The following is an 18,008-nucleotide window of genomic DNA, read 5'->3' on the forward strand; positions in this document are numbered from 1 at the left end:
GTAAGATTACCCAGATACGCCCATGCCGATCAGGCCGTGCTCGACCGCCAAGGCGGTGGCTGCCGCGCGCGTGCGCACGTTCAGCCGCGTCAGGATATCGCTAACGTGACGGTCTACCGTCCGCTGGCTCAAACCGAGCTCGCCGGCAATTTGAGGAGGTGGCGGCAAGTTACCGATGTGACAGAAGTTCGTTTCGGGCTCAATCGAGCCGTTCATCGCGTCCGCCGCCGAGGACCGGGAAGGGTGGAATGCTGCCATTCGTCTCGTCGATGGGAACGAGTAGGTAGCGCCAATATCGCGACATTCATGGCGCTTCTCAAAAGCTGCCCTTCGCGCAACGGCTCGAATCGACCCATTTCTGCCGTTCGGACATGGCCTCACCATCTCCAAGGCGGACATTCACCCATTATTCGACGAAAAATCTCGTTCCGATCAAAGCCCGCCCTACTTCGTTGCAGCGGCTGCGGCTTCCCCCGGCGGCATAATCCGCATCATGAACGTCGACACCGCTTCCCCGGGTTTGAACGGGCCGGGAACCTGGTGGCTGACCGGCTTCACACTTTGGAGAAATGCCGCGATCGCCATGGCGTCATCCGCGGTGAGATGCGCGAAGTCGCGCCAAGGCATGATCGGCGCCAGGATGCGGCCGTCCGGCCGTTCGCCGGTCTGAATCGCGGTGACGATCTGCTCCGGGGTCCAGCTTCCGATACCGGTCTCCCTGTCAGGCGTGATATTACGGGCGACAAAGACACCAAGACCAGGAATCTCGAAGCCCACGTCCGAACCGCCGAGGAAGCGCGACATGTCGGGTTTCCCGAAGAAATAACCGGATGTGTGACAGTCGCTGCAGCCGGCAATCGTAACCAGATATTCGCCGCGCGCGATCTGTGTGTCATCGGCCATGGCCGCGTAAGATGGCAGGGCAACAATCGACGCTGTCAAGAATGCAAGATGAACTGGTGTCCGAAACATTGCTTCCTCCCTGTGATCTGTTCGTGTTTGTCCGTCGACCTCCCGCGCCGTCAACCGGTCGCAATTCCCCGATTTTAACCACGTCGAGGACGCTGAATTCTAGCATGGCCAGCACGTAGTAACCATCAGCGATCAATTGGATGGTCGGCACTTGTCGCGACCCGTTGAGCGCAGCTGTGACGGAGCTTGCTCAGCCGACGCACACGCCTTCTTTTGGCGCGATCGAGCCACGCACGTTGATGGATCGACTTCGTCGCCTGAAATGCCTTGACGGTCGGACCGGGTCGAACTCGGTCGTTCAGAGTGATTGGGTTTGATCCTGAAACGTCAGCCGCAGGCGACCGGATTCTTCAGCCGCCACACCGCATCATGCGCCGCCTCGGCCGGCCGCGCGCGCCTGTCAACCTGAGCAGTCCCACCTGTCAGCCGCATCAGTGCACCCACCGCGAACCACGCGGAACCGTCAAATCCCCATAGCGCCGGAACCACGCCCTCCATCCCGCGGGTTCTTTCCCTGGAGGCTTTCGGACGCCGGCCCTCGCGCCAAGCCAACACCTGTTGGCCGGCATCCGTAACCCTAAACAATAGCCGACATTTGCCGCACGCCTTCAGCTTTGACATCGGCGCTATCTTCAATTGCTGCCGGGGTGGCGGTGTAACCTTCAACGTGAGTCATCATGACCTCCCTGATGTTGATAGGACGCCGCTGGCCTCTTGGGGTGCTCACGCGCTGAAGCTCGCGCTGCGAGCTTTCGACACGCTGTTCTCGGCTCGCGCGAGCCCCAACCCGAACCACAACGTCCACAGGGCCATTACAAAAGACGACGCAACCCAGACGAGGCTGCCCAGCCCGATGCCGAACCACATGCCCAGCGGCCATCCGACGAAGGCACCAAGCCCGGCCACGACTCCGACCAGTGACGCCCAGGTCGGCGTTACCTGTTGCCGGCTCAGCGTCTCATTGCCGGCGATCACGGCAACCGCCAGGCAGAGGAACATGAAGCCGTTGGCCTTGCCCTCGGCGAAGGCCCACCAGACCGCGAATCGCGCCATGTCGTTGGCGGCGACGGCATCGGCGACGGTGGTGGCCTCGGCCACGGCGGTTGTCATCGTCCAGAGCGCGCCGACGGCCACCACCGCCCAGGCGGATAGGGTCCACCAGCGTTCGGTCAGTCGAGAGCCGGCGGTCAGCACGATCAGGCTCGCGACGACGAACAGCGAAAGTGCTGCCGCGGCGGCCCAATGCACGACCACCCACAGGGTGACGCCACTGGCGATGGCCTGCATTTGCTGGGCGAGGTCGGGATTAATCGGCCCGTGACCGATCAGGACGAAACCCAAGAGTACAGAAGCGATCGCAAGCCAGGCGCCCGCGACCCGCATTCCGGTATCGGCATGCGACATCGCTACTTCCCTTCATTGTGGCCGGATGTTCGCAGCGCGATCACTGCGTCCGTCTCGCGATCTGTGGGCGAGCTGCGCCGTGGCGCCGCGCATCCATGGCCGATCGATTTCGAGTGCAAGCTAGCGCGGAAGGGAGGGCGGCGCTTCGGGCGAACCACCCAATGGGCGCCGATGACGGCATGGGTGATTCGACCCATGCCAGACCTGCTCAAACCAGGCGGTGCTCGTAGGCCCAGGCGGTGGCGGCAGCGCGCGTGGGGACGTCAAGCTTGTTGAAAATATTGCTGACGTGCCTGTCCACTGTCTTCCCGCTCAAATCCAGTTCGTTGGCGATTTGCTTGTTGGTTTTGCCGGCAGCGACCAGGCGGAGAACTTGCAGTTCACGGGCAGAGAGGCCGCGGGCTCCGTCTGATCGCATGCCAAGCAGGATATCGACACGAGAAAGGTCCGGCATCGCACCGAGCTGCCGAAACACTGTCCGGGCTGCCTGCAACTCCAGTTCCGCACCATCGTTGTCACCGAGGGCGCGGCAAGCCTGGCCTATCATGACGCCTACGCGCGCTGCTTCGTATGGCGCTTCGACTTGCTGCCACCCCTCGAGTGCCTGGCGCAGCCAAGTCAATGCAGCCTGCGCTTCGCCTTCTGCCAGTTCCACCGCTCCCCGCGCGTGAGCGGCAAGGGCGCGTAGCGGTTCGGTTCCGTAGCTTTCTCCAATGTCCGCCAGTTCGTGGCAGGCACGCCGTGCTTCCTCGATGTCATCAGCCGCCAGCATGATCTCGACGTGAGCAGGCAGCAGCCGAATGCGCTTCAGTTGGTCGGTCGTCGCGCCCATGACGCGCCGGATTGCGGCCGCAGCCGCATCGATGTGCCTTTCGGCCAACCGCAACAGGGCAAGGCCCGGCTGCGGTTCGAAGCCATGTTGGCTTGCACTCCGATATGCCTGCTCGGCCACGTCAAAGTCTCCGCGAAGGCGGTATACTTCCGCCAGCTGGTACCATGCTCCAGCCGTATCTCTCCGATTGTTCGACTGCGTCAAACGCTCCACGGCCTGCTGCGCTTCGTCGATCGCGTGCTGCCATGCGCCGCTGAGCCGCTTGATCTCGGCGCGATGCATCAGGCAGGTGCCGCTGAAACTGATCAGCTGGGGCTGTTCGGCGCACCATCGCCCCAGGGCGGAGGTCCATTCGCGTGCGCGGCCCAGAGCATGGACTTGCTGACACGCTTCGATCACGCTGCAGTAGATCAAGCCGGTAAGCAGCGGCGACAATTCGCCGGCCGTGACCGAAACCATCGCCTCGTCCAGGAGCGCGAAACCTTCCGCGGTTCGCCGCTGGCGCAACAGAACACGGCCCTGCAAGTGCCGTGCACAGGCCACCAGATCCACGTCCGCAAAGCGCTCGCCAATCTCGACTGCGCCGCTCGCCGCAGCGTAGGCCGCTTCAAGGTTGCCCGAAGCAAGCTGCTGTTCGACATGGGGCAGCATCAGGTAACCCTGTTCGGCGCAATCATGTGGCTCGCGTTCGAGCAGCCGATGCGCCCGTCCAAACCAGCCGGCCGCCTGAGCCATCTCCCTACGAAAGACAAGGCGCAGGCCAAGCCAGAAGGCGCAGCGGGCGGCCCGATGGCACTCGCCCGCGTCCAGATATGCATGATGGGTTCGCTCCAGGGCCCGCAGGTACTCCTCGTCGCGCCCGGTCAAATAGGCCGACATCGCCAGCCGTTCGAGATCGTCCACTGCGAGCGGAGCCGCTTCGCCGGCACGCGAGAAGAACCGATAGGCGTCGTCCCACGCCCTTTCCTCGTAAGCCTCACGACCGAGCACGAGCTGGTCCGCCTCCTGCAAGGAGCCGCTGTTGAATTGCTGTCGGTCTGACCTGCCCATCCGCATTGGTTCCTAGCCATCAATGGCTGCTTTGGAGCCAAGGTGCAGTATAGCATGCTCGAACGCGAATGACCGGAATGCACTTAAAGCGCTCTGAATGGGGAACGTCCCGGACGACTGAAACGGGTCGAACTCGGTCGTTCAGAGTGATTGGGTTTGATCCTGAAACGTCAGCCGGAGGCGACCAGCGTCTTCAGCCGAACGTCGCCAAAGGTTCGGTTCGGACCTCGACCCACTGGCAGCGCCGGCTCTCGTGGTAGAAGGACCGGAAGGGCGATGGGAACGCAGGGTCCGCGAAGGCACCCACCGGGATGGCGGTCAGACCGGGCTGGGGTGTCGATCCGGTAGTGGACGGTGGTGCCGCAATCCGGGCAGAAGCTGTAGATGACGCGGCCACCCTCCTCGCCGGTGCGCGAGAATTCCGCTGCCCGCCCCTCGATCGATACGTCATTCTCGGCAAACCGCGTATTGAAGCTGAAGGCACTGCCGGTGCGCCGCTTGCAGGCCAGGCAATGGCAGACGGAGACGCGCACCGGCTCGCCCGAACAAATGGCCGATAGCTGACCGCAGGAACATTCGGCGCGACGCGTGACCATGGCTGCTAGACTCCTGAAATGACCTCACTGCGCATCCGCGTGGGTGCTCAATTCGGCCCGCTTCTCATCCGAGACGACGGCGAGATCGAGGACCTTCTGCAATTCGGCAGCATGCCGGAACGACGGTTCGGCCTGGACGCCGCTGCGCACCGCATCGACGAAGCGCTGGTAGTTGGTCTGCACCGTTCCGGCGTCCAGAACTTGCCATTTGGCGTTCTCGACATCCTCGCCGATGCAGGCTTTCAGCTCCGAGCCGGTCAGATTGTGCACGACTTCGATGCCACCCTTGTCGCCGTAGATGCGCAGTCGGAGCTCGTTGAGATGGCCCGTCGCCCAGCGGCTGGCATGGACGACGCCGAAAGCGCCATTGCTGAAATCGAGCGCCATGGTGAAACTGTCATTGGCGTCGAGCTCGTACTCCCCGATCCGGTTGCCAGGCGCCTTGTCGAAGGACCGCAGGCGGCAGAACACATGGTCGATGTCGAGCGCCGCGCCATAGCTGGCGAAATCGAGGATGTGGATGCCGACGTCGCCCAGCACGCCATTGGAGCCGTGGCCGCGCGACAGCCGCCACAGCCATTTCGGATCGGTGCGCCAGTCGCCCCAGAACTTGGATATCAGCCAGCTCTGCAGATAGGACGCCTCGACATGCCTGACCGTGCCGATCTCGCCGGCCAGCACCATGGCGCGCGCTCTCTGCAGCGGCGCGACATTGCGATAGGTCAGGTTGACCATGTTGATGATGCCGGCCCGCTCGGCCGCATCGGCCATTTCACTGGCCCTCTGGTAATTTTCAGCGAGCGGCTTTTCGCACAGCACCGGCTTGCCCGTCGCGATCAGCGTCATGGTGGTCGGATGGTGGATGCGATCGGGCGTCACGTTCGCCACCGCGTCGAACTTGCCCCATGCCAGCGCCTCGTCCAGCGACGCGAAGCGGTTGGGGATACCGTAGATGTCCGAAAACTTGTCGACGCGCGTACGGTCGAGATCGACGGCGCCGATCAGTTCGACGCCCTCGATCTTGCCGAACTGCCTGGCATGCTCCTCCGCCATCCAGCCGGTGCCGAGTATCAACAGACGCATGATTCGTATCCTTAGGACAGGGCTTTATCTTCTTGTTCGATCATGGATTTGTCGTCTAGCGGAAGCCGGTTTCGCCAGCGGAATGAAGCTTTCCGCCGCGCTCGACGATCGGCTCGAGCGCCTTTTCCACCGGCACGTTCGGCGCATCGAGGATGGCTGGATTGGAGCCTTGGGGATTGTGCGCCCATCTCACCGCATTGCGCAGCACCTTGTGGACGTTGGCGTCGTGATAGGTCGGATAGGTCTCGTGGCCGGGCCTGAAATAGAAGATGTTACCGGCGCCGCGGCGATAGGTCAGCCCCGACCGGAACACTTCGCCGCCCTGGAACCACGAGATGAAGACGGTCTCCAGCGGCTCCGGCACGGCGAACTGCTCGCCATACATCTCCTCGTTCTCGAGCTCGAAATACTCGCCGATCCCGGCAGCAATAGGGTGGTTGGGGCTGGTCACCCAAAGCCGTTCGCGCTCGCCCGCCTCGCGCCATTTCAGCGTGCAGGGCGTGCCCATCAGCTTCTTGAAGATTTTCGAGAAATGGCCGGAATGGAGAACGATCAGCCCCATGCCTTCCCAGACGCGGCGCGCCACGCGCTCGACCACTTCGTCGGCGACGGCGCCATGGTCCTTGTGCCCCCACCACAGCAAGACATCGGTCTCGGCCAGACGGTCGGCCGGCAGCCCATGCTCCGGCTGTTCCAGCGTCGCCCACGACACCGAAATCTCCGGGTCGAGCTTCAGTGCATTGGCGATCGTCGCATGCATGCCCTCCGGATAGATGCCCGCGACCACCTCGTTGGTCCGCTCATGAATATTCTCGCCCCAGACGACAGCGCGTATTGTCATGATGTCCTCGTGATTGTTTGAAGCTGGAGCCGCCCCGGCCGGTCATTCATAGTGTCATCGGACGGGATTGAAAACCTTCGAGATTGGCCAAACCTCCCCAGCTTCGTCATCCCAGGGCGGAGCAGGCGCGAAGCGGCGTCGCGAAGACCCTGGGATGACGAAGCCATGAAGGGCTGCCGCGAGCGACCTAAGCCCCTCGCCCCTCTTGGGCGACGCGTGTCAGCGGCTTCGACAGGCGCGGCACCACGACGAGCCGCTTGATCTTGCCCTTCTTGTAGGCGGCGAGGAAGCGGGCATAGTCCTTGAAGACGACGCAGCCATTCGATTCGGCGCGGCCGCCGCGCAGCATGTAGGTGTGGGCGAGCAGGCCGTCACGGCCATATTTGTTGCTGCCGCTGGCCGGCGTCAGACGGATCGCCTCGACACCGTGGAAGCGCGATTCGCGCATCGTCAGATTGTAGGTATCCGGCGGCGTCGGGCCGACATTCTTCTTGTGGACGTAGCGTGGCTGGTCGACCATCGCGCCCAGTCCCGAATGTGCCTCCAGCCGCGAGCCGTCGGGCATATAGACGGTCTTGGCCGAGATGTCGTAGACGGCGACGCCGGTACCCATGTTGGGCGTGGTGAACAGGTTCCTGAAGGCTCCGCCGAGTCCGCCGGAAGGCATGTCGGGCTTGGCATAGGCCAGCATGTCGCCGCCCTGCGTCTTCGAACGTTTGCCCGGCTTGCCCGACACGGCCGGCACTGCCGCTTGTGACGAATTGCGAGGCGACAGGCTGCCGGGTTGCGTCTCGACCGGCGGAGCGTCGGCCGTCTGCACCTTGCTCGCCTTGGCGGTCCTGGAGGCCTGCGCCTTGGGCGGCTCCGTTTTCGATGCCTGATCCTTTTGCGCCTGGGCCTTTGGCGCCTGGGCTTTTGGCGCCTGGTCTTTTGGCGCCTGATCTCTTGACGCTTGAGCCCGCGGCGCCTCGGCCGGCTTATCGATGTCCGCCCGCGGACGCAGCGTCGGCAGCGGAATGCTGTCGGGCATGTCGTCTTGCGGCGGCAGCGAGGCTAGCTGGACCTCAGGTTCTTGCGGCTCTTGTGAGGCTGCGGGCTCGCTTGCCGCGATGGCTGCCGGGAGCACATCGATCATCTGCTCCGGCAATGTATTCGCCAGCGCCAGCGCAAGGCGCGACGAGCGTTCGATCTCCGCCACCGCGGGCCCGAAGCGCACTGACGCCGGGCCGTTCGGGTCGGGTATGCGTACCGGCTCGGCGAACCGGGCGTCGGCCGGCAGGCTGGCGAGCATGACGGGAGAGCCGGCTGAGGCACGGGCAAAGGCGGCGGCAAGCTTTTGCGGCGACAGCGCGGCCTTGGCAACCACGTCGTCGAAGCTCGATTGCCGCGACGCATCAGCGACAAGCGGCACGGTGTTGCGCTTGAGGCGGGCCGATTTTCCCTGGTGGACGAAGTTCGACGCCGACCGCAGGCAGTTGGCATCGCATCCGTGCTGCAGCAGCTTGGCCGACAGCGCCGCGTTTGCTGCGGCCCATGTCGGGGCCTGCGCCTTTGCAAGGCTGCGGCGAGGATCGGCGAGCGCGATGGTGCGCGGCGCGAGCAGGCTTTGCGGGAGACCGTTGGAAGCGGCGCTGAGCGAGGTTCCCACTGAATAAAGGCCGGCCAAGGTCGCCACCGACCATAAAGCAATGGCTGCGCCGACGGCCGGAACCGCGACCCAGCGCAGGCCGGGCCTCATCGAAGTCAATCCAGTTGCAGGACTGTCACCCCGGGTTTTCGCACTTACAAACGCCATTCAACCACTCTCAATCGGCCGATGCCGGCTAGCGGATTTCGCAGCCGTGACATTCACAGTTCGCCTGGTGCCCCCAGCACGCTTTGCGTCTGTTGCCGATTGATTCAAAAGATGGACAAAGTTGGTTAACCAATCCCTCTACCGACCGCCGATTGGGCGACGGTCACACCGAAAAACGCCCTCCAAAACCTGCATAGTTGGCAAAACTGCCCTCCAATGATGACTTTGCTGCCCGTTTTTGTCGGCCGAGTCAAGAAAGCGAAATGACTAGACCTTGCTGGGCGGAGTCGGCCATGGCTGCGAAAGTGAAGCCGGGCCGACCAGAATCGCGCGGCCGGCCGCCGCCGCCATCAAGCCCCGGCGATCGTCAACCTGCCACTTGTCGACCTGCCACTTGGGCGAATGAACGGTCATCGTCCGGGAATTCGGAATAGCGGCAAGACGTGTGCTGCATGGCAGCTGAACGTCGCAGGTGCTGGAACGGGATATCCAACACCTCGAGCAATTTCAGGAAAGTGCGAAACGGTTTTTCCGTCCGGAATTGCGTCAAAACAAAAGACAGAGCGTTTCCGTGAAACGATGAACCGTTCAGACCACAGCCATGATTATGTGAGCCTGGATTTTGGCAGCAACCTCGCCGCTGCCATGCCTGTCTGCAATCGCGGCTGCGGCGTAGTCGGTTGCAGCGTCCAGTTTTCCCGCCTCTCTGGCCTCGATTTCATTGCGAAGGAGAGTGCCCTGGCAATAAGCAACGGCCGGAACGCGCGGCGAGGAGGCACGGCTTTGTTCGGCCCTCGTCTCGATCACCACACCGGAAAAACCTGCGTCCTCCAGCTCGCTACGGATCAGTGCCGTATCGTGGTAGCCATGCGGCGTGCGTGCCAAAAAGCGCGGCGGATCGTTCGGAAAAATCCTCGCCAGGGCATTCGTCACATCGTCGGCAAATACATTCTCTTCGATGCGATCCCATACGCTGAATAGAAAATGTCCTCCGGGCTTCAGGACTCGCCGGGCCTCGCGATAGGCGGATGAGCGGTTGGGAAAGAACATCGCACCGAACTGACAACAAACGAGATCGAATGCCGCATTTTCGAACGGTAGCGCCAGAGCATCAGCCTGACGCCATTTGATGCGATCGTCGGGAGCTTGCCGCGAAGCGGCGTAGTCGAGCATCGGCTGGTTGAGGTCGGTTACGACATAGCTTGCATCGGCGGACAGTTTTGGCGCCAATGCGCGGGTGACAACCCCGGTGCCTGCGGCGGTTTCCAGAACGGCGCTTGGCGACAAGGACGCTGCTCGTCGTGCAAGATCTGCGGCGAACGGCTCGAAAATCAACGGCACCATATAGCGGTCGTAGTTTTCCGGAATTGAGCCAGCGAATACCTTGTCCGTTTCCAACATTGCTATCCCCCGCCGTCCGTTTGATGGCTCGCCAGCATAGCATGGAATTGTTTGCTGTTCGGTCGCATTCGACCGGGAGGCGGTTCGCTTCCGTAAGCTCCGAAACGCCGTGCTGCAATTATCTGCATGTGTGCTAATGTATTGTGGTCATGCGCATTGGTGCGTGGCCAAACATTAAATGGGAGGACGCGATGAAAACCATGAATCGCAGGTCCGCGATTGCGCTCGGCGTGACGGCGGCAGCGGTAACGCCTTTGTTCACGCTGGCGGCGGCGGCAAAGGTGAAGAAATACGGCCCGAAGGAAGGCAAGGAGATTGCACCCGGCGTCAGATTGGTCGAGGTCGGCACCGGCAATTCCGATATCCCCGCCTACAAGAGCATCTCAATTGTCGATATAGTCTTTCAGCCCGGAGCAGCCGCCCCTCAAATGGTGATGGACAACGACATGGTCTGCACCATTGCTGCCGGTGAATTCACGATCAAGAAGGCGGACAAGGAATTCAAGCTCAAGGAAGGTGACGTGTACACCTGCTCCAAGGGCAAGACCGACGAGGCAGCCAACACCAGCAAGGTGGTCGGCATCCACCGCATCGCTGTCTTGATACCTGCCTAGCGTATACCGACGAAATCGGCCCGCGTCCGCTTCGGAGACGCGGGCCTTTTGATGACGTGCGTGGCCTTGAGCGGTTCATCGCTTCACCGCTTCGACCGGTCGACTTCGTCCAAGTGTGGTGAGGCTCATGCTGTTCATGGTTTTTCCTCCCGATTTTTACTTATGAGCGGTTCTCCCTCCGCCCGCTTTGAAAGGGTGCGATTATATTAGAGATCGCGCAGGTTTCTGGCTGACTGCTGCATTGGCGGATTGGCAATCGGGCAGCGCGCTGAGCGTTTTGGAGTTCACGAAACGGCCCGGTGCTCTTCCCGAGCGGCCTCCCAGACCTCGCGCGCCGCATCTGCATTCAGTGCCGCGATTCCCAGGCCGACGATCAGATCCGGCCACGCCGAGCGCCACAGGAAGGCCGTCACCAATCCGGCCAGTATGATCGCAATATTGGCGACCGCATCGTTGCGGGCCGAGAGGAATGCCGCCCTGGTAAGACTGCCGCTGTGATGGCGGTAGCGCGCCAGCATGTAGGCGCATGACAGATTGACGGCCAGAGCGCCCAATCCCGCCAGCGTCAGCGCCGTTGGCTGCGGCGGCACCGGCATGTTGAACTTTTCCCACGCGGTCCACAGCGTCGCCAGGCCCGGCACCAGCAGGATAAGCGCCAGCGCCATGCCGACCCGCGCGCGGGCACGCAGCGACCATCCCATGGCGAGCAGTATGAGGAGATTGACCGAGGCGTCTTCCAGAAAATCGACGCTGTCGGCGAACAGCGACACCGAGCCGATCGCCAGCGCGACAGCGAATTCAATGCCGAAATAACCCAGGTTCAGCAGTGCGACGACAAGCACCACCCGGCGAAGGCCGTCCGACGCAATGGCTTGCTGCATGATCTGCCCTAACACGATGCCGTTGTCGCTCTTACCAGCTGCTCTTCCAACGCAACAGCCGCATGGCATTGGCCGTCACCAGCACCGTCGCCCCGGTGTCCGCGAGAATGGCGGGCCAGAGGCCGGTGATGCCGGCGATCGTCGTCACCAGGAACACTGCCTTCAGGCCCAATGCAATGGTGACGTTCTGCTTGATGTTGGCCATGGTTGCTTGGGACAGCCTGATCATGGCCGCAACGTCGCCGACGCGTCCATGCAGCACCGCTGCGTCAGCCGTTTCAAGAGCCACATCGGTGCCGCCGCCCATGGCAATGCCGACATCGGCGGCGGCAAGTGCCGGCGCATCGTTGATGCCGTCGCCGACCTTGGCTACCCTAAGCCCCTGCCCCTTCAACTCGTCGAGGATGCGCTGCTTGTCCTCCGGGAGCAGTTCGGCGCGCACCTCGATGCCGAGCTGTTTGCCAATGGCAGCCGCCGTGCGCTTATTGTCGCCGGTTAGCATGACTGTCCTGATGCCTGCATTGGTCAGCGCCTTTAGCCCGGCGAAAGCATCCGGCCGGGGTTCGTCGCGCATGGCAATGAAGCCGGCCAGCGCGTTGTCTACAAGCAGCACCGCCACTGACTTGCCTTCATCGTTCAATGCCACGATGCGTGCCGCCTGGTCTGCTGGCAGCAGGTTTATCTCGCCCGCCGCGACTGGCGAGCCCAGAAACAGGTTCTTGCCGCCGACACGACCGATAACCCCTTTACCGCCGATCGCTTTGGCTTCGGCGGCAGGCGGCACGGGAATGTTGCCGGCTTTGGCCCTTTGGAGGATGGCCAAAGCGAGGGGATGGCTCGAGCCGATCTCAAGCGCTGTGGCGAGCGAAAGGATGTCGCGTTCACTGGCGCCCACCGCAACGACATCGGTGACCTGCGGCTTGCCGAGCGTCAGCGTGCCGGTCTTGTCGAGCGCCACGGCGTTGATGGTCGCGAGCCCTTCCAGCACCGCCCCACCTTTCATCAGCAGGCCGCGCCGGGCTCCGGCCGAAAGCGACGCCGCGATCGCCGCCGGAACTGAAATGACCAGCGCGCACGGGCAGCCGATGAGCAGCAGCGCCAGCCCCTTGTATATCCATTCGTTCCAATCGCCGCCCAAGAGCAGCGGCGGTGTGGCCGCCACAAGCGCCGCGACGGCGACAACGCCGGGCATGTACCAGCGCGAAAAGCGATCGATGAAGCGCTCGGTCGGCGCCTTGTTTTCCTGCGCCTCCTCGACCAGCTTGATCACGCGTGCAATCGTGTTGTCTGCGGCGGTCGCCGTCACCTTGACGCGCAGCACGCCGTCGCCGTTGATAGTGCCGGCAAAGACCGTGTCGCCGACGTCCTTGCGCACCGGCACGCTTTCACCGGAGACGGGTGATTCATCGATGGCGCTCCCGCCTTCGGTGATCTCGCCGTCAGCCGGAATCCGGTCGCCCGGCCGCACGAGGATGATGGCGCCCACAGCCAGGCTTTCGGCCGGCACCTCGCGGGTCTGGCCGTCTTTCTCGACGAACGCGGTTTTGGGAACGAGGGTCGTGAGCGCTTGAATACTGGACCGTGCCTTGCCGGCCGCAACCCCTTCGAGCAACTCGCCGATCAGGAACAAGAAGACCACCGTCGCCGCTTCCTCGCCGGCACCGATGATGACGGCCCCGGCCGCCGCCACAGTCATCAGCATTTCGATTGTGAACGGAATGCCTGCGGCTGCGGCCATGGCCGCTCGGCGCGCGATCGGAGCCAGGCCGAGCAGCATTGCGGCGATGAAGGCCCACGGGCCGGTCGCGGGCCAGGCGTAATCAATCGCGAAAGCCACGGCCAAGGCGACTCCGCTGGCGATGGCCAGGCGGCCCTTGGCGCTGTCCCACCATAGCTCCGACGCCGGCGCATCATCGTTATCATGTAACCCCGCTACGTTCTCGTCGTGATTGCGCCTTCCGTCGGCATGGTTGTCGGCGGATTGATCGGATGCCGGCGTCCCAAACTTGGAGGTCAGCGGAGCGACGGCGTAGCCGAGGCCGGTGACCTTCCTCTCGATCGCGCCGAGATTGCTTTCGGGAGTATGAGTGACCGTCAGAGTGCCCGCCGAAACGGATACGTTGATGTCCCGAACACCAGGCATCCGCCGCACGGCCATATCGATTTTGCTGGCGCAACCGGCGCAATCCATGCCTTCCACGCGGTAGCGGGTCTGTTGTTTGGTCGCAGCCATGATGAACCTCTTGTATCTTCGACCGCGACGCTACATCCTCTAGCGACTAGAGGAGCAAGCGAAATGTCAACAGGTGTGACCATCGGTGAAGCGGCCCGACACAGCGGCGTGAAGGTTCCAACCATCCGCTACTATGAGCAGATAGAGTTGCTTCCTGCCCCTGCCCGCAGCGAAGCCAATCGCCGGCATTATGAAGCGGCAGACTTGCGCCGGCTCGCCTTCATCAGGCACGCGCGCGAGTTGGGGTTCGGGATCGAAGCCATCAGGGCGCTGCTGACGCTGCAGGATAATCCCAGCCAGCCTTGTGCGACTGCCGACGCCATTGCCCAGGCGCGTCTGGCCGACGTGGTTCAGCGGATACGCAGCCTTACAGCGTTGAAAGCCGAGCTGGAGCATATGGTCGAAGGCTGCCGGCACGGAAAAGTCTGCGAATGCCGTGTCATCGAGGTGCTGGCGGATCACGATAAATGCGAGCATGCCCGGCACTGATTGGCTCCCCTTGGTCGCTATGTCACAGCATTGGCACTTGCAAAAACCGTACTTTGCGGTCAGCCTGAGCAGATGTTGGCTCGGCTGTCGCCAAAACACATGCTTGTCACGCTGCTCGCGGTCTTCCTGACCGTGGGGCTCAGCCTGTCCGGTGCACAGGCCAGCATCATGTCGGCAACGATGACGGCCGGCATGGCTGCCGGCGATGGCATGACCATGCCTGCGGGGCCCGGCATGGACAAGATGGCCGATGCCGCCATGAAGGGTGACTGCAAGGGGTGCCTCAAGGGTGCCGGCGGTGACGGCAAGGGGATATACTGCCCGCCGACCTGCATTGCCCCGGCGCTTGCGTTGCTGCCGCAGAAGCTCGACATGGTGACAATCCCGCTGCCGTCGCAAATATCGCCGCTGCCGGCGCCGTTCCTGCACGGGCGAAGTTCCCTGCCCGACCCATACCCTCCCAGAGCCAGCGCTCTCGTCTGACGCCGTTTCAGCCGTCCCGCGGCTGATGTCCGGCGTCCGGTCGCCCGCTCGCGTTGATGCGCGACGGGCGCGGACAAGCAATCAGTCGACGCTCGCCGTCGATCGAGATCGCAAGGAACGTAAGGGTGAATAGCAATTCCAGTCTTTTCCTGTCGCGCCGCGGGTTCCTGCTTGCGGCGGCGGGCGTCGCCGTCTCGACGTCGATGCGCCCGGCGCGGGCAGCCGCAGTTGATGAGCGCCGTATCAAGGTCACGCCGGCCCATGCCCGGTTAATCGACGCAGGTGGCCCGCAAACCACGGTATGGGCCTATGACGGCACAATTCCCGGCCCGACGCTGCGCCTGCGGCAAGGCCAGCCGGTCCGCATCACTGTCGAGAACGGTCTCGACGAGGATACGACCGTCCATTGGCACGGCATTCGCTTGGCAAACGCAATGGACGGCGTGCCGGGCCTGACCCAAAAGCCGATCGGGCCGGGGCAAAGTTTCGTCTATGAGTTCACACCGCCGGACGCCGGCACCTTCTGGTACCATCCGCATGCCGACAGCCTGGTGCAGATCGGCCGCGGCCTTGCCGGCCCCCTCATCGTCGAGGAGGCCGAGCCGGTCGCCGTCGACCGCGACTTTGTCTGGCTGCTGCAGGACTGGCGGCTTGTTGCCGACGGGCAGATCGCCGGCGGCTTCGGCAGTGCCATGGATGCCTCGATGTCGGGCCGCGTCGGCAATGTCGTCACCGTCAACGGCACGGGGCCAGGCGATCGGAGCGTGAAGGCCGGCGAGCGCGTCAGGCTGCGGCTCGCCAATGCCTCGCTTGCCCGCATGATGGCGCTGCGCTTCGAAGGCCACCGTCCGGTCGTCGTCGCCATCGACGGCCAGCCCTGCGATCCGCATGAACCGGAGGGCGGTCGCCTGGTGCTGGCGCCCGCCATGCGCATCGACATCGTGCTCGACATGCAGGGCCACCCCGGCAGCCGCCACGCGGTGATCGACGATTTCTACGACGGCCTCGCCTATACGCTGACCACGCTGGCCTATGACGCAGCGCCGCCGCTGAGAACCCATCCGCTCGACGCGCCAGCCGGCCTGCCGCGCAACCCTCTGCCCCAGCCCGACCTCGCTGGCGCCGAGCGCCAGGAAATCGTGCTGCAGGGCGGCATGATGGGCGGCGGCAAGCTCAAGGGCGTCGGCGGCATGATGGGCATGGGGATGATGGGCATGAACGGCGGTGCGGCCTGGGCGATCAACGGCATGTCGATGACCGGCGACGGCCATGCCGGCATGGCGCCGCAGTTCACGCTGAAACGCGGTGTGACCTGCCATCTCACCATGCGCAACGAAACCGCCTGGTGGCACCCGATGCATGTCCACGGCTTCAGCCTGTCGGTCATCTCGCGCAACGGTTCGCCGGTGCCGCACCGCCAATGGCAGGACACGGTGCTGCTCGCCCCCAAGGATGTGATCGAATGCGCCTTCGTCGCCGACAATCCCGGCGACTGGATGCTGCACTGCCATGTCGCCGACCACCAGATGGCGGGTCTGATGACGGCGTTCCGTGTGACCTGAAACTTTTATCCAATCAAGGAGAACTGCAATGAAACTGACCTACCGCCTTGCCGCACTGTCCCTGCTGATCGCAACGCCGCTGCCCGCCTTCGCCGCAACGATCAACGCAGTCATGTACAAGAACCCGCAATGCAGCTGCTGCGAGTCCTACGCCAACTATCTCGAGCACAACGGCTTCAACGTCGCCATCAAGCCGGTCAACAATCTCTCCCAGATCAGCAGCGATGCCGGCGTGCCGGCCGACCTCGAAGGCTGCCACACGCTGATGGTCGACGGCTATATCGTCGATGGCCTGGTGCCGGTCGAGATCGTCAAGAAGCTTTTGACCGAGCGCCCTGCCATCACCGGCATAACGCTCGCCGGCATGCCGGCCGGCGCCCCAGGCATGGGTGGCGAGAAGCAAGGCCCCTTCGTCGTCTACGCCTTCACCAAGGACGGCAAGGCGCCCACCGTCTACGCGACCGAGTGAGGACATTGTGAGCAAACTAGCCATGGTCCTGGTTGGCATGCTGCTGGCGTTTTCGTGGCCGGTATCAGCCGCTGAGCCGCCGCAGAACTTTGCCGTTCACGAGGCGCCCGTCCCGGTGCCGGAAATCAGCTTCGAGGACGGCAATGGCAAGCCGAAAACGCTTGCGGATTTCCACGGCAAGGTCGTGCTGCTTAACGTTTGGGCGACATGGTGCGCGCCCTGCCGCAAGGAGATGCCGACGCTCGATCGTCTGCAGGCCAAGCTCGGCGGTCCGGATTTCGAGGTCGTCGCGCTGTCGATGGACCGTGCCGGACCTGACGCCGTCAAAATGTTCTATGGCGAGATCGGGGTCACACACCTCGCCCTCAACATCGACAGTTCCGCGAAGGCGATGTTCACGCTCGGCGCTGTCGGCCTTCCGATGACCCTGCTGATCGACCGCGACGGCAAGGAAATCGGCCGGTTGATTGGGCCGGCCGAATGGGACGCGCCCGACATGGTCGACTTCCTCCGCGGCCGCATCGCCGCCAACCCGGAAAGGAAGTGACCGATGCACATCCAATCGAGCTGGAAAGGATGGATGCGTGTGCTGTTGGTCGCGCTCGCAGCACTGGTCGCGGGCTTCGCCTACGGTGCGCGGGCGCACTCACTCGACGATGTCGACGCCATGCTGCAAAGCGATGAGAAATATTTCCAGCAGATCGACAAGCCGGCGCCTGATTTCACACTGCGCACCGCCGATGGGCGTGTCGTGCGAACGGCGGATCTGCGCGGCAAGGTGGTCGTCCTCCACTTCATCTACACATCGTGCCCGGATGTGTGTCCCCTGCATGCCGAGAAGATCGCCGATGTCCAGAACATGGTGAACGGCACGCCGATGAAGAATCAGGTCATCTTTGTCAGCATCACCACCGATCCAAAGAAAGACACGCCCGACGTGCTGCACTCCTACGGGTCGGCGCACGGGCTCGATCCCGTCAATTGGCTGTTCCTGACCACGACCGAGGATCAGCCGGAGGATGCGACCCGCAGACTGGCGGAGGCCTTCGGCCACAAGTTCACGCTGACCGATGACGGCTATCAGATGCATGGCATCGTCACCCATGTGATCGACAAGGAGGGCCGCTGGCGGGCGAATTTCCATGGCCTGGATTTCGCGTCCGTCAATCTCGTCACCTTCGTCAATGCGCTCACCAACAATGTCGAGCGCCCGCACCATGATCAGGAAACGGGATGGTGGGCGAAAATCAAGGACATGTTCTGAGCACCATTCGCACGTGCCGGCGGTCCGGCGAAACAGAGG

Annotated in this window: 19 protein-coding genes; 7 read left to right on the forward strand and 12 right to left on the reverse strand. The window is 63.1% G+C overall.

The annotated features are described in order from the left end of the window. Positions 1 to 6: 6 nt before the first annotated feature. The 10 genes from NKH67_RS15555 to NKH67_RS15600 form a co-directional block, all read right to left on the reverse strand. Positions 7 to 258, reverse strand: a complete 252-nt coding sequence (locus NKH67_RS15555) for a LuxR C-terminal-related transcriptional regulator (protein WP_352501299.1) — start codon at positions 256 to 258, stop codon at positions 7 to 9. A gap of 186 nt (positions 259 to 444) precedes the next feature. Then, positions 445 to 972 carry a c-type cytochrome gene (locus NKH67_RS15560; protein WP_502893757.1) on the reverse strand — a complete coding sequence of 176 codons (528 nt, stop codon included), beginning with the start codon at positions 970 to 972 and terminating at the stop codon, positions 445 to 447. Positions 973 to 1,299: 327 nt separating this feature from the next. Beyond that, positions 1,300 to 1,470: a hypothetical protein gene (locus tag NKH67_RS15565; protein WP_352501300.1), complete on the reverse strand. Its 171-nt coding sequence runs from the start codon at positions 1,468 to 1,470 to the stop codon at positions 1,300 to 1,302. A gap of 225 nt (positions 1,471 to 1,695) precedes the next feature. Further along, complete coding sequence (locus NKH67_RS15570) at positions 1,696 to 2,376, reverse strand: hypothetical protein (protein ID WP_352501301.1); 681 nt, start codon at positions 2,374 to 2,376, stop codon at positions 1,696 to 1,698. A 208-nt stretch (positions 2,377 to 2,584) separates the two neighbouring features. After that, a complete protein-coding gene (locus NKH67_RS15575) occupies positions 2,585 to 4,258 on the reverse strand; it encodes a LuxR C-terminal-related transcriptional regulator (RefSeq protein WP_352501302.1) in 1,674 nt (557 codons plus the stop codon). 170 nt (positions 4,259 to 4,428) lie between these two features. Continuing rightward, the gene (locus tag NKH67_RS15580; RefSeq protein ID WP_352501303.1) at positions 4,429 to 4,854 is read right to left on the reverse strand and encodes a GFA family protein; all 426 of its coding nucleotides are present in this window, start codon (positions 4,852 to 4,854) and stop codon (positions 4,429 to 4,431) included. A gap of 24 nt (positions 4,855 to 4,878) precedes the next feature. Continuing rightward, positions 4,879 to 5,937: a Gfo/Idh/MocA family protein gene (locus tag NKH67_RS15585; RefSeq protein WP_352501304.1), complete on the reverse strand. Its 1,059-nt coding sequence runs from the start codon at positions 5,935 to 5,937 to the stop codon at positions 4,879 to 4,881. Between the two features lie 55 nt (positions 5,938 to 5,992). After that, positions 5,993 to 6,778 carry a ThuA domain-containing protein gene (locus NKH67_RS15590; protein ID WP_352501305.1) on the reverse strand — a complete coding sequence of 262 codons (786 nt, stop codon included), beginning with the start codon at positions 6,776 to 6,778 and terminating at the stop codon, positions 5,993 to 5,995. Positions 6,779 to 6,965: 187 nt separating this feature from the next. Continuing rightward, the gene (locus NKH67_RS15595) at positions 6,966 to 8,516 is read right to left on the reverse strand and encodes a DUF2778 domain-containing protein (RefSeq protein WP_352501306.1); all 1,551 of its coding nucleotides are present in this window, start codon (positions 8,514 to 8,516) and stop codon (positions 6,966 to 6,968) included. Between the two features lie 645 nt (positions 8,517 to 9,161). Next, entirely contained in the window at positions 9,162 to 9,974 is an 813-nt protein-coding gene (locus NKH67_RS15600) for a class I SAM-dependent methyltransferase (protein ID WP_352501307.1), read from the reverse strand. Positions 9,975 to 10,165: 191 nt separating this feature from the next. Here NKH67_RS15600 and NKH67_RS15605 point away from each other — a divergent pair, with 191 nt between their 5' ends. Then, entirely contained in the window at positions 10,166 to 10,588 is a 423-nt protein-coding gene (locus NKH67_RS15605; protein WP_352473275.1) for a hypothetical protein, read from the forward strand. Between the two features lie 284 nt (positions 10,589 to 10,872). On the opposite strand, the gene NKH67_RS15610 is transcribed toward NKH67_RS15605, so the two are convergent. Together NKH67_RS15610 and NKH67_RS15615 are read right to left on the reverse strand one after the other, a co-directional pair. After that, on the reverse strand, positions 10,873 to 11,469 hold the full coding sequence (locus NKH67_RS15610) for a cation efflux transmembrane domain-containing protein (protein ID WP_352501308.1): 597 nt from the start codon (positions 11,467 to 11,469) through the stop codon (positions 10,873 to 10,875). 31 nt (positions 11,470 to 11,500) lie between these two features. Continuing rightward, positions 11,501 to 13,702 carry a heavy metal translocating P-type ATPase gene (locus tag NKH67_RS15615; protein WP_352501309.1) on the reverse strand — a complete coding sequence of 734 codons (2,202 nt, stop codon included), beginning with the start codon at positions 13,700 to 13,702 and terminating at the stop codon, positions 11,501 to 11,503. A gap of 63 nt (positions 13,703 to 13,765) precedes the next feature. Here NKH67_RS15615 and NKH67_RS15620 point away from each other — a divergent pair, with 63 nt between their 5' ends. The 6 genes from NKH67_RS15620 (at position 13,766) to NKH67_RS15645 (ending at position 17,969) form a co-directional block, all read left to right on the forward strand. Further along, positions 13,766 to 14,191 (forward strand): MerR family transcriptional regulator, encoded by a 426-nt coding sequence (locus NKH67_RS15620; RefSeq protein ID WP_352501310.1) that lies wholly within the window; start codon positions 13,766 to 13,768, stop codon positions 14,189 to 14,191. Positions 14,192 to 14,290: 99 nt separating this feature from the next. Continuing rightward, complete coding sequence (locus NKH67_RS15625) at positions 14,291 to 14,674, forward strand: hypothetical protein (RefSeq protein ID WP_352501311.1); 384 nt, start codon at positions 14,291 to 14,293, stop codon at positions 14,672 to 14,674. A gap of 125 nt (positions 14,675 to 14,799) precedes the next feature. After that, on the forward strand, positions 14,800 to 16,236 hold the full coding sequence (locus NKH67_RS15630) for a multicopper oxidase family protein (RefSeq protein ID WP_352501312.1): 1,437 nt from the start codon (positions 14,800 to 14,802) through the stop codon (positions 16,234 to 16,236). A 28-nt stretch (positions 16,237 to 16,264) separates the two neighbouring features. Next, positions 16,265 to 16,705 carry a DUF411 domain-containing protein gene (locus NKH67_RS15635; protein WP_352501313.1) on the forward strand — a complete coding sequence of 147 codons (441 nt, stop codon included), beginning with the start codon at positions 16,265 to 16,267 and terminating at the stop codon, positions 16,703 to 16,705. A gap of 7 nt (positions 16,706 to 16,712) precedes the next feature. Beyond that, complete coding sequence (locus NKH67_RS15640; protein ID WP_352501314.1) at positions 16,713 to 17,252, forward strand: TlpA family protein disulfide reductase; 540 nt, start codon at positions 16,713 to 16,715, stop codon at positions 17,250 to 17,252. 3 nt (positions 17,253 to 17,255) lie between these two features. After that, on the forward strand, positions 17,256 to 17,969 hold the full coding sequence (locus NKH67_RS15645; protein WP_502893754.1) for an SCO family protein: 714 nt from the start codon (positions 17,256 to 17,258) through the stop codon (positions 17,967 to 17,969). Positions 17,970 to 18,008: the final 39 nt, after the last annotated feature.

Origin of the sequence: Mesorhizobium sp. M0968 (genome assembly GCF_040319065.1) — a bacterium.
GTDB lineage: Bacteria > Pseudomonadota > Alphaproteobacteria > Rhizobiales > Rhizobiaceae > Mesorhizobium.

What these genes read in the sequence shown, in the direction of transcription:
- NKH67_RS15555 (WP_352501299.1), bottom strand. Translation starts at nt 258, where the DNA reads ATGGCAGCATTCCACCCTTCCCGGTCCTCGGCGGCGGACGCGATGAAC.
- NKH67_RS15560 (WP_502893757.1), bottom strand. Translation starts at nt 972, where the DNA reads ATGTTTCGGACACCAGTTCATCTTGCATTCTTGACAGCGTCGATTGTT.
- NKH67_RS15565 (WP_352501300.1), bottom strand. Translation starts at nt 1,470, where the DNA reads ATGGAGGGCGTGGTTCCGGCGCTATGGGGATTTGACGGTTCCGCGTGG.
- NKH67_RS15570 (WP_352501301.1), bottom strand. Translation starts at nt 2,376, where the DNA reads ATGTCGCATGCCGATACCGGAATGCGGGTCGCGGGCGCCTGGCTTGCG.
- NKH67_RS15575 (WP_352501302.1), bottom strand. Translation starts at nt 4,258, where the DNA reads ATGGGCAGGTCAGACCGACAGCAATTCAACAGCGGCTCCTTGCAGGAG.
- NKH67_RS15580 (WP_352501303.1), bottom strand. Translation starts at nt 4,854, where the DNA reads ATGGTCACGCGTCGCGCCGAATGTTCCTGCGGTCAGCTATCGGCCATT.
- NKH67_RS15585 (WP_352501304.1), bottom strand. Translation starts at nt 5,937, where the DNA reads ATGCGTCTGTTGATACTCGGCACCGGCTGGATGGCGGAGGAGCATGCC.
- NKH67_RS15590 (WP_352501305.1), bottom strand. Translation starts at nt 6,778, where the DNA reads ATGACAATACGCGCTGTCGTCTGGGGCGAGAATATTCATGAGCGGACC.
- NKH67_RS15595 (WP_352501306.1), bottom strand. Translation starts at nt 8,516, where the DNA reads ATGAGGCCCGGCCTGCGCTGGGTCGCGGTTCCGGCCGTCGGCGCAGCC.
- NKH67_RS15600 (WP_352501307.1), bottom strand. Translation starts at nt 9,974, where the DNA reads ATGTTGGAAACGGACAAGGTATTCGCTGGCTCAATTCCGGAAAACTAC.
- NKH67_RS15605 (WP_352473275.1), top strand. Translation starts at nt 10,166, where the DNA reads ATGAAAACCATGAATCGCAGGTCCGCGATTGCGCTCGGCGTGACGGCG.
- NKH67_RS15610 (WP_352501308.1), bottom strand. Translation starts at nt 11,469, where the DNA reads ATGCAGCAAGCCATTGCGTCGGACGGCCTTCGCCGGGTGGTGCTTGTC.
- NKH67_RS15615 (WP_352501309.1), bottom strand. Translation starts at nt 13,702, where the DNA reads ATGGCTGCGACCAAACAACAGACCCGCTACCGCGTGGAAGGCATGGAT.
- NKH67_RS15620 (WP_352501310.1), top strand. Translation starts at nt 13,766, where the DNA reads ATGTCAACAGGTGTGACCATCGGTGAAGCGGCCCGACACAGCGGCGTG.
- NKH67_RS15625 (WP_352501311.1), top strand. Translation starts at nt 14,291, where the DNA reads ATGCTTGTCACGCTGCTCGCGGTCTTCCTGACCGTGGGGCTCAGCCTG.
- NKH67_RS15635 (WP_352501313.1), top strand. Translation starts at nt 16,265, where the DNA reads ATGAAACTGACCTACCGCCTTGCCGCACTGTCCCTGCTGATCGCAACG.
- NKH67_RS15645 (WP_502893754.1), top strand. Translation starts at nt 17,256, where the DNA reads ATGCACATCCAATCGAGCTGGAAAGGATGGATGCGTGTGCTGTTGGTC.